This is a genomic window from Cryptocyanus atlanticus LEGE 06306 (assembly GCF_056633155.1).
The window spans coordinates 1-10,448 of the sequence record NZ_JBSJOZ010000021.1 but is presented as its reverse complement, the minus strand read 5'-3'; the positions used below and the strand labels follow the sequence as shown (position 1 = coordinate 10,448).

Here is a 10,448-nt window from a genome sequence, read left to right as displayed (position 1 = left end):
TTGACTATCGCGGAAGCCATATTCTTGGCAAAAGTCTCGAGGGGTTGACCCAGAGAGAGTGTACCGCGCCCCTCAGGGGGATCTAAATCATTATGGATTTAACTCCTCGTCATTGTCATGTTCGCACCCCCATTGCAACCGTAACAACCTGAGAGCCTATGAAGCTAATGACAGATAGTTTATCGGCTGTGAGTTCAACTGCCAGCAGAGATATCATCAGCTAGTCTCGCCGGCACGAGGATCCAACCTGCAGCATGCCGCAACCGCTCCACATCCTGAGCCAGCCTTAGAGCTCGCTCACCGTGATGAAGGGCCAGCCTGGCTTGGGCCCTAGCCACTTCACGGATCCCGGGCTCAGGCAACTGGCTGATCAGGAACAACCCCTTTTGCAACCGCAGTCCGACCTCAAGGCAGGGGGCCCCATCGCGACCGATGGCTTGAAAAGCATCGTCGAAAAGATCCTCAAGGGTGAGTTCATGAGTCCAGAGTCGTTCAAAGCGCACGGATTCGTCAGGGTTTTCACGGCGCAGGCGGCAGACCTCTGCCCACTCAGTGAACAGACGAACAAACGAGCCGATGATGTGGATGGCGGTGCCAGGGTCATTCACGGCCGGTGAGAGGGCCCTGCTTGCAATTTCAGACAGCGCCACCAAACCGAATCTGGGGTCATCATCAAAGGTGCGTCGATCGCCGATTCGAAACGATCTTGCCAGGCGTTCAGTGGTCCCACTCTCCAGCGGAATTGGGCTGATCGTTTGGCCCAGAACTCGTTGGGGGGTGACGAATGCTCCGGGTAAGGTCTCGATCACAATCTCAACATCGAGAGACTCAGCTATCTGTTGAAGTTCGGCTAAATCGATCCTCTGGAGATAGCCTACCTTCTTCGCTTGGACCGGCGAGGCGAAAGGTGCATTGGTGGCGAAGGGAAAGATCGCGGTTCTGGCACGAAGAGTGGGACGCCAGCCACGCTCCAAAAGGGCACGGCTGGCCGCCTTCTCCACCTGGCTGATTGTGTTGGTCACCCGCCCAAGCCTGGCGATGCGGTCGACCCATGTGACGAAACTCAGGACCACCACTGCAAAGACGGTCACGGTGAGAAGAAACAGTGCCAAGCGACCGCTGCGGCCGTAGACCCCGTTGATCAGAGCCGTCAGAGCCACGATCCCAAAGATGAACGCTCCGATGAATGTGGATAGGGCGAATTGGGAAATGTCATCGGCCACTACCAGAGAAAAGGCACGAGGCGTAGCGACGGTGGCGGCCGAGGCATAGGCCGAGAGCATCGAACCGGCTGCAAAAACCGCGATCACTAACATGCTCGACGTGATGATCCGCAGGAGGGTCTCAAGCGTGTCAGCCGAGACGTCGGGGAGAGGAGCGGCGGGAAAAAGCTGGTCAGCCAGCTGGGCCAGTCCGACCCCGAGGAGGGAAACAAGACACAACATCAGCGGCCGCGCCCAGAGCTTCTCCCGCAGGCGGTTGAGCGTGAACGTAAGGCGCCCCCGCAGGCCAGAAGTGAAGAAAAGGGGTGGCATTGGAGTTCCACGGTGCAACGGTGCACCTGTAGGCAGATCCACAACCTAAGGAGGCAGCTTCCGAAAGTCCTCAACGGCGTCGCCAACAGCCGAGCTGGTAAAGGCTGTTCAACCGCGCAAGATCCCAGCATTAGCAGTGGGTCTGCGAAGAATCCAAGTCTGAGGCGAATGCCCCCTCGAGGCTGTCGCTGTTGCATGATGCGAATGCTCGTGGTAGGGTCGGCTTACGGACGTCAGTCAATCATGATTGACACACCTGAGTAGCTACAAACTGCCAACAGGCATTTTCAATGCTTCTCAATGGTGACTTTCCCACTGCTTTGCTATCAAGCAATGGTTTTACAATCAGAAGAAAATGGCTATATTAGCCATCAAATCTGAACCTTGAGTGCATTGCGCTTCCATCAATGAGGAGCACAAGGGAAACCTGCGGAATATCGATTGATCCAAAGATCATTACTGGTGTGGCCCTTCAGTCACAGCTGAGTTCATACTCAGTTTCTTCGTATTGATAGGATCGCTCACGGGTATTGCACGTCGGCCGTCAGTCGTTGGCCTTGCGTCCATTGTCGTCAACCTACATTGAATACAATGAATAACTCTATCCAACAGAAGAGCTCTGTGAGCGGAGAAGACCGCGCCGCAGTGGATAAACAGCTTTGGCAGGCAATTGTTGACAAGCGTCAGGTCGAGATCGACGCTTGGAACCAGCGGATCGAAATGCTTCGTGACAATTTGACGCAACTTGGCGACGATGCCCGACTTGTGGCTCAGAAACGCCTTGACGACTTGGTTCAGGCCCGGGATCAAGCCGTCGATCAACTCAGCCGGTTGCGGCAGGCCACCCAGGACAACGTTGAAAATCTGCTCAAGCAGAGCGATGCGACTTTCCAGAATCTGGCTGAAACGTTCCACGACCTGGTCGAAAGCAACACATGAAGCAGACGGATCGTCCCCGTCACCGCTTGTTCCAACGCTTTCATCACGATGACCTATTCGAGCAACACCACCAAGGTTCTTGACCTCACCGCAACCATGCCCTCCTGGATTAAGGAGCATACGCCTGCTGGCGTTACAGAAAAGCTGGTACAGGAACTCAGCGGAAGCTCATGGTTGCTGGTAGACACTAATGCCTTGGCCGGCAACGATGAGACTCTGGCCCTGCGAATGATTCTTGAGCGTGTCGCTTCTGTGGGGGGATCCATCGCACTGGATGTCGGCTGGCAGCCTAAGCACTGGGGCTTAGCCCCAGGTTCTCCCCCAACCACTGGGGTCCTGCGACGGTTCCGGACCCTTGCAGAGGCTGCTGCCCTGTTTAGCTGCACTGATCAGGAAGCCGAATGGTTTTTTCATGAGACCGATCCGGTTCGCATTCATGAAACTCTCCCTCAGCGGCCAGCCGTACTGATCAGTGATGGGATTGAACCGATGCGGTGGTGTATAGGAGGCCACAGTGGCCATGTAGAGACCATAGCCAACAGGCATGCTTTTCTGGAGCATCTTCTCAAAGGCCTTAGTCGTCATCCCGAGTTGTTGGGAGGAGCTGCCCCCGGACGCGATGCCGTGGCCGATCCCCATAGTCTGGCTGAGCTTCTGAGAAGTGCTGCTGAGCAGAAAGGATAATGGTGTTGAGAGAGTGTGTTTCAATTAAGCATGTCTAGCAGCCAGTAGATTGTTTCTCCTATTCATTTTCATTCCTATATCGGGGCAGGCCGTTCACGCCTTAAAGGCTGGTTCTGCCGGCTCCGATTCACTAATTGTCCTTGAAACCGGGTGAGCCCCAGTCGGCCATCGGATGACATGTGACCCCCGTCAAGGATCCTCACGAGGTGCTAGCTACGAGAAGGTGCACGTCGCGATTGACGAAGCCAGCCGCTGGCCTACGTCAAGGTGTTGGTCGGGGAGCGGGGGGCTTCCTGAGCCGTGCTGTGGCCTAGTTCAATGGCCAGGGGATCGAATGCCATCGGGTGCTCAGCGACATCGACTCTGCTTACAAGTCCCGTTGGTGGCGAAAAGCCTGCCAAGCCATTGGATTGAAGGGGAAGAAGGCCAAGCCCTACACCTACACCCCTCGAACGAACGTCAAAGCTGAGCGATTCATCAAGACATTGCTGGAGGAGTGGACCTATGTGATGCCTTAAAGCTCCTTAGGGCCTCCTGAGAAAGGTAAACGGTGCCTCAACTGATAACGCTGGGGAATCCCCTCCAGCTTGCCGATTGATCCTCATGCGGCAGCAGGCTGATCATTCAGCACCGCTATATCGGAGTGGCAGGCTGCTCTATGGGCCAGAAGCAGCTGTAGCCAGCAGGCCAAAAGGACAAAAAGAAGCTCTAGGAGCTTGTCGAGGTTCATGACGAGCACATTCAACGCAATGGCGGAACCCTGGGTCGTGGCAAGCTTCTCGCGGATCAGACCCCATCCATACCGCCGTTTCCCCTGGCCGATCTTGCCCTCAACGGCATTGCGCTTTCGCTGGTCATCAAGAAACTGCTTCTTCTCCTCGGCCAGCAACTGTGGATCGCTCTTGGGGCGACCGAGGCGTGGACCGCTCAAACGAATGCCATGACGCTGGCAGAAGGCTCGATTCGCCCGAGTCCGATAAATCTGATCAGCACAGATGACCATTGGATAGTGGCCATTTCGGCGTCGATAGGCTCTTGCCTGAGCCTTTAGGTCTTCTCCTTCGTTGTAGGGACTATAGCTCAGCCTATCAAGGAAGGTGAATCCATCGCCAGTGACTGAGATTGAGATCTTGGCGCCAAACTCAACGTTGCTTCTGGCCTTGCCACGCACGATGGGCCTGATGTGAGCTTGGTAGAGACTCACGATTCGATCGGGGATGCTCCTGCTGTCTGAGTGATAAAGAATTTTCTGCTGACGCACCAGTTCACTGACCACCAGCAGCTTGTGGTACCAATACCGACCTGTCGCCAGAAGGGAGCCACCACAAGCGATCAGGGCATCAATACTGGCCAGATTCCGCTCCAGATGACTCAGTTGCTGCTGAATGGCCTTGCGGATCTTGCTGATGCGAGGTCGCTTCTTCTTGGCCACGGCCAGAAATTGCTGTCTGGCATTCTTGCGATGGGTTCGAGGCTTATCGCCAAAGAGTTCTCTGACCTGAGGATGCATCGTATCGATCAGCCTCTCCGTGACCTCTCTGGCCTCATTGAGCAGAGAGAGATCCGTTGGGTATCGGATATCGACTGGGACGCACGTGGCGTCAATCAACCGGGTTCCCTGATTGGAAGATGCTTTGTCAGGGCCAGGCTGCAGAGGCTGATCACTGCTGGTCAAACCAGTGTCGTTGTCACCATCCTCATTATCCTGGGATTCTGCAGATTGAATGATGCTCAGGCCATGACGGACGATCCTCTCGTTGCAGTCGTTGACGACTGATTCCGGCAGTCGCTTGCGGAAATGGACCATCATCGATGGATCAAACGGGGCCGAATACTAAAAGGCCTCCAGGCCGATGAAGAATTGGAGATAGGGATTTTCCTTGATTTGCTCCACCAGTTCCTCGTCGGTGAGGCCCAGGCGAGCCTTGATGATCAATGCTCCGAGCGCCATTCGGAATGGCTTGGCGGGCGCTCCAAAGCCCTTGCAGAACTGCGACGCGTAGTCATCTTCCAGGTCATCCCAGGGGATGAGCTCTGCCAGCTTGATCCATCGGTTCTCACCAGAGAGTTTGCCGCCAAATGGCTGGGGTTCCCCCGATTTTGAGGACAAGGCGATAAGGGTCACGCCATGACCACCAGACTGTCCATCGATGACCAACCCCACCAGATCACGGCGCCGGTTCACGGCGCAGCAGAAGGCGGAGGCCGTGGAGTTCTGCCTGCAGGAGGGCCTTTCCTGCAACACCGTCGCTCAGCGCCTTGGCCTTCCCTCCAGCAGCCTGGCCCGCTGGGTGCGGCAAGCCCGCATTGACCGCGGCCAGCCGGGCTCGAAAGACCAGGGCCTGCTCACCAGCGAGGAGCGCGCCGAGCTCAACCGGCTCCGCAAGGAGAACCGCGAGCTGAGGAGGGAGAAGGATTTTTTCAGGCTGGCGGCAGCGCACTTTGCCAAGGAGCAGCTGCCGCCGAGAGGTTTCGCCTGATCGACCAGCTGGCCGCGTGTCACTCTGTCTCCTGGCTGTGCCGGCAGCTGGGGGTGGCCCGCAGCGGCTTCTACGCCTGGCGGCAGCGGCAGGAGGCGCCGGGAAAGCGGGCGGCCGAGAACGCCCGGCTCACCGCTGAGATCCAGGCCGTCTTCCAGCAACACCGTGGCTTCTACGGATCCCCGCGGATCCACCAAGAGCTGCATGCTGCCGGCCATCCGGTGGGTCGTCACCGTGTCGCCCGCCTCATGCAGCGGGCTCAGCTCAAGGCCAGGGGCCGCAAGCCTTTCAGGCATTGCTCCAGGGCAAGCAAGGGGGCTGCTGGGGTGGTGGAGAACCTGCTGCAGCAGGACTTCCAGCCGCCCGCCCCGAACCGTTGCTGGGCCGGTGACATTACCTACATCCGGACGTCTGCAGGCTGGCGGTACCTGGCCGTCTGGATCGATCTGTTCAGCCGCCGCGTGGTCGGCTGGAAGCTCGATGGCCGCATGGATGCCGCCCTGGTGATCGAGGCCCTCAACCGGGCGCTCGGGCATCGCCAGGTGGCGCCTGAGACGCTGCTTCTCCACACGGACCAGGGGAGCCAATACCGGGCGAACGACTACCGCGATCTGCTCCGGCAGCGCAAGCTGTCCTGCAGCATGTCGGCCAAGGGCTGCTGCTGGGACAACGCCGTGGTGGAGAGCTTCTTCTCCACCCTGAAGCTGGAACTGGAGCTCGACGACAACCGTAGGGAGCTGATCAGCCCGCAAAAGCTCCAGCGCGATCTGGCCTTCTGGATTGAGGGCTACTACAACCGCGAACGGCGCCATTCAACGATCGGTTACCTCAGCCCGATCGACTACGAGCAGCAGTTCATCGCTACCCGTACACTCACCCCTGTGAACCCCTGATCGCTGTCCACGGAATCGGGGGAACCCCAGGCAGGAAGAAGTCCTCAAACGAGAGCTGATGACGAGGCTCGCGTCGATACATGTGGAAAACTCTGGGCGGCTTTTCGGCGGAATTGAGCCGATTTGCCCACATTCTACCGTTGATAATCGCTCAGATCGACTGCGGTGCAACCCGTCTGCCCATTCTCAGGAGGCCCTCCTTAGCGGCTCGCAATGAGATGATGCCGGCCTATCTGCGGATCTATAACGGCCGCAATTGCCACATGGCCTTGGGTGGCCTCACCACCCAACAGCGACCCGCTCTGCTGCAGGCATTTACAACCTGATATAAAAGCACACCTAGCCAGCCTTTGGAGCCGCTCAGGGACGTAGTACCGATAGAAAATAGAGGCTTGAAGTTCGAATGCAGCGGCCCGTAGCAAGAACTGATCCAGCCTGATCTGGGTAGCGATCGTCAGATCAACGTGTTCAGCCGCCAGTTATGCGTCCTAGCCCTTCCCGTTGAGGCAGGAAAAAAAGGGTAGAAGGACGAGGGATTGAACATCTGTGGAAACAGAGTCCAGTTGATCCAGGTCATCGGTTCATGCGCACCTGTTGCAACGGAACCCCACCCGGCAGCGGGGGTTGAGGGTGTCACGCGGCGCAAGGGCCAGGCGAGTGCGGGACTGTGATCATCATCGCGTTGTAGCAGTCAGACTGGAAGGACGCCTTTCTGGATTGGATCAAGACGTCGAGTATTACATCTTCCAAAGTACTTCCGGCCGTGCCAACTACATACCTATGATAGGCAATATGTTAAGTAGATGCCATGAGCTATGAATCTGTTATTAAGTATGGGCGCATAGTTCAAATAATTGCGGCCGCTCTGCTCGTATCCTCCGCAGTGGAAGCTTCGGGACAAATAATGAACCCCGACACAGACCCTGAATTCAGAAAGTACTTGATTAGCAACATGGCGAAGAAGTGCAAGGCTAATCCCGCGGACTATACCTCCATTTTCAAGCCTGATACTCGCCGAGAGCTGCAAGGCCCTAGATTGGCAACATGGTGCCAGTGCTTTGCGACTATCTATACCAAAGAACTCGGCTCTAAAGAGGTAAATACCGAAATCACTGAGACGTCGCGGTCGACAAGAGAAATGGAGGAGAGGCTGAAGGTTAAAAATGAGCAGATGAGAACACTTCGCCAACAAGTAATCCCCAAAGTAGCAACGTACTGTTATCAATCTACCATGCGGCAGCAGTAGGTAATGCCTAACGATTAAAAAAAAGATGGCTTCCATGGGCTCTATCTACGGCATTCTACGATTTCCCGCATTAATTCTGAGGACGTGATACCGGGCAACAATGGTTAATCTGTCGTTTCCTATTCGCTGGTTGTTCTGAATGTCACCACAAGGCTGGCTGCCCTAAATTTCGCGAAACAACTCGATTTCTCGACTTGAGGCAGCCTGAAATGGATGGTATTTTCTATGATTGTGCGTCGGCGGCCGCACGACTGATTGCTTAATTGAAGTGTATGTTGACCACTCCAATAACAAGTGCCGTGTCGCGCGATCTCTGTACTTGGTCTTTCGTGCTGATGACACTTGATGCGGCATTAATTCTCACTACGCCGAAGCGTGTCCGTAAGGAGGTTAAGGCTTTCTCGCGTATTGGAATGCGACCCTCTCCCTAACAAACATCGAGCTCATGTCGTGGTTACTCTCGGCCATCATGGCTACTTCCTCTGAGCGGCTTAAAGATGGAATCGTGCTGAGCTAAAAAGGCATTTTCTGGAGTCTTGTTGTCGCTGCCTGTCCCCTGCTTGCATCAACTATTTCTTGGCTTCACGACAATTTTAAACACTTTTTATCGGTCGCCCCACCCGGCGACGGGGGTTCAGGGTGTCACGCGGCGCAAGGGCCAGGCGAGTGCGGGACGACGAGCGCAGCCCCGCACCACTGGAAGGGCCTCAGAAGAGTGAAGCCACTCCCGCACCCTTGCGCGCGCGTGATCGATCTCCCCTCGCCACCGCCGGGCTGGGTGGGTTAGGTCAGTGAAGCTCAATACGATGGGTAGTAGTGCAATCAAGATGTTCTTATTGAACATAGGTACTGAGGTCGCACTAGCGATAGGCTGACACAGTTATTCAGTAGTCCGCTGAAAAGGAATAGGTCTTCTGTATATCGTCTTTGTCGTCTCTGGGCCGTCGCTTCTGGCGAAGAGAATTTAGGCATGAACAATAAGTTCAGATTTTATGAAGACCCTCCCATAGTATCGGCAAGGTAGCCCGCCCGATCGCTTCGACGTGGCGACGGTCTGTACCGCAGCAGCCACCAAGTACGACCAAGTTCGGGAGAACCTCAACGAGGTGGCGGTACAGCTGAGCTAAATCCTGAGGGTCACCAGAATCAAGTTCGGAGGCTGCATCGAGCTCCTGGTGGCTGAGCCGGGAGGCATTGGCTCGCAGCCCGTAAATTCGTTCTCGCCAGCCACCCCCAGCGCCCAGCACCTCGCAGAAGTGAATGGGATGGGCGCAGTTGATCATGTAGTAAGCCGGTCGGCACTCCGTTTCTTCATCCACCTGCTCGATAGCCTCGCCCAATGGCTGGCCGCTGGGAAGCCGTCCATCAGTTTCGAGCGTGAATGAAATGACGACAGGCAGCCCCTGTTCGCTGGCTGCCTGGGTGATCCCGATTGCTTCTGCAGCTACGCTGATGGTGTACGCCGATACAAGGTCGACCCCAGCTTCGGCAAGCAAGGGCATTTGCCAGCGATGGAAGGCTGTGGCTTCATCGGTTTCCATGACCTGGTCAGCAATGTAACCGTCTCCTCGCGGACCTACGTTGCCGCTGATCAATAGGGGGCGAGTCTTCCCACCATTCGTTATGGAAGACTGTATCGCGTCCTCCTCCGCTCGCAGCTCGTGCATCAGGGCGATAGCCTCCCGATTCGCATTGGCCAGCTCTTCGAGGTCGTAGCCGAGCCGAGGTCCCCAGGCGGGATTGGCACGCCAAGTCGTGCTCTCGAGCAGAAAGCCGACATCGACCTGACGTGCCAATGCCAAGTAGGTACGGAAATAGTTCGCCAACACCTTGCGGCCGTGCTCGCGACGCAGCAGGTCGAAGGCAGCAAAGCATGGCAGATCAATGCCGTGGTGGAAGACAAGAGTGGTCTCCAGTCCGCCATCTGTGAGCAATGGCTCTCTATTTAATTGAGGAAGTTCACGCTGTGCATAAGTCTTGGACATCAATAGCAACTCACAATTTCAAAATTATAGTCACATCAACAATTCCTGCCAGATTGTTCTATTGAGTTCACAAGCTGCAGGATAGCTTCATATCTTCTTTGTCCAGAGTGGTTCGTGCAGTTGCGCTTTCAGTCGATCAGACATCCCTTAAGTTCTTCCGTGGCGACGTTGACCGGGCTAGTGACCAACATCGTTGGAATGGCGTTCGGCTCTAATCAGATCTCTCCTCGCCCTACAGGGACCGGTGGTTCAGGGCACGGTGGCCGGACGCCTTGCCGCGACTGCGAAGGCTGAGCGCTCAAGGATGCTGCTCTGAAGCCGAGCACGTTGCTCCTACTGCCGGCGTGTAAGAACGTAAGAATCGCCAAATCCGCTGCGGCAGCCAGGGTCCTGGAACTTTCGGTTCTAACGAATGGCAGACGGCTCAAGGCCCGTTCTGGCGGTTGAGCCCTTGGGCGCCGAGAAATCTGGCAGGGGCCACTGCTCTAATACACCTGTACCGGTCGCGCGATCCATGGCTCAGTTCCGCCTCTCACGCCCTCGGTTGTCCCGCGATGAACCAATTGAGGACTGGCCCTACCTTGATCGGGAGGTGTTGCTGCCCAGCCGCAGCCGACGGGTCTGCTTCACGTGCCACTGGTTTCGGCATCACCCCGGGGCGAACTGCATCCCCCTGCTCACCTGCC

At 56.3% G+C, this 10,448-nt stretch carries 7 protein-coding genes and 1 pseudogene; 5 read left to right on the top strand and 3 right to left on the bottom strand.

What is annotated here, in order from left to right:
- Positions 1–194: 194 nt before the first annotated feature.
- Positions 195–1,535 (bottom strand): DUF2254 domain-containing protein, encoded by a 1,341-nt coding sequence (locus ACWJI7_RS13805; protein WP_479938753.1) that lies wholly within the window; start codon positions 1,533–1,535, stop codon positions 195–197.
- A 621-nt stretch (positions 1,536–2,156) separates the two neighbouring features.
- On the opposite strand from ACWJI7_RS13805, the gene ACWJI7_RS13800 reads away from it, so the two are divergent.
- The 3 genes from ACWJI7_RS13800 to ACWJI7_RS13790 all read left to right on the top strand — a co-directional run bounded on the left by ACWJI7_RS13800 (position 2,157) and on the right by ACWJI7_RS13790 (position 3,676).
- A complete protein-coding gene (locus ACWJI7_RS13800) occupies positions 2,157–2,474 on the top strand; it encodes a sll1863 family stress response protein (RefSeq protein ID WP_479938751.1) in 318 nt (105 codons plus the stop codon).
- A gap of 48 nt (positions 2,475–2,522) precedes the next feature.
- A complete protein-coding gene (locus tag ACWJI7_RS13795) occupies positions 2,523–3,158 on the top strand; it encodes a fructokinase (RefSeq protein WP_479938749.1) in 636 nt (211 codons plus the stop codon).
- A gap of 344 nt (positions 3,159–3,502) precedes the next feature.
- Positions 3,503–3,676, top strand: coding sequence for a hypothetical protein (locus ACWJI7_RS13790; RefSeq protein ID WP_479938747.1), 174 nt, complete (start codon positions 3,503–3,505; stop codon positions 3,674–3,676).
- 83 nt (positions 3,677–3,759) lie between these two features.
- Here the strand turns inward: ACWJI7_RS13790 and ACWJI7_RS13785 are convergent.
- Positions 3,760–5,283: pseudogene (locus ACWJI7_RS13785) on the bottom strand (IS5 family transposase).
- A gap of 25 nt (positions 5,284–5,308) precedes the next feature.
- On the opposite strand from ACWJI7_RS13785, the gene ACWJI7_RS13780 reads away from it, so the two are divergent.
- Positions 5,309–5,638 carry a transposase gene (locus ACWJI7_RS13780; RefSeq protein ID WP_197164124.1) on the top strand — a complete coding sequence of 110 codons (330 nt, stop codon included), beginning with the start codon at positions 5,309–5,311 and terminating at the stop codon, positions 5,636–5,638.
- Positions 5,635–6,531 (top strand): IS3 family transposase, encoded by an 897-nt coding sequence (locus ACWJI7_RS13775; RefSeq protein ID WP_479938755.1) that lies wholly within the window; start codon positions 5,635–5,637, stop codon positions 6,529–6,531. The genes ACWJI7_RS13780 and ACWJI7_RS13775 overlap by 4 nt, the downstream gene beginning before the upstream one ends.
- Before the next feature lie 2,229 nt (positions 6,532–8,760).
- Here ACWJI7_RS13775 and ACWJI7_RS13770 read toward each other — a convergent pair.
- The gene (locus ACWJI7_RS13770; RefSeq protein WP_479938745.1) at positions 8,761–9,762 is read right to left on the bottom strand and encodes a homocysteine S-methyltransferase family protein; all 1,002 of its coding nucleotides are present in this window, start codon (positions 9,760–9,762) and stop codon (positions 8,761–8,763) included.
- Positions 9,763–10,448: the final 686 nt, after the last annotated feature.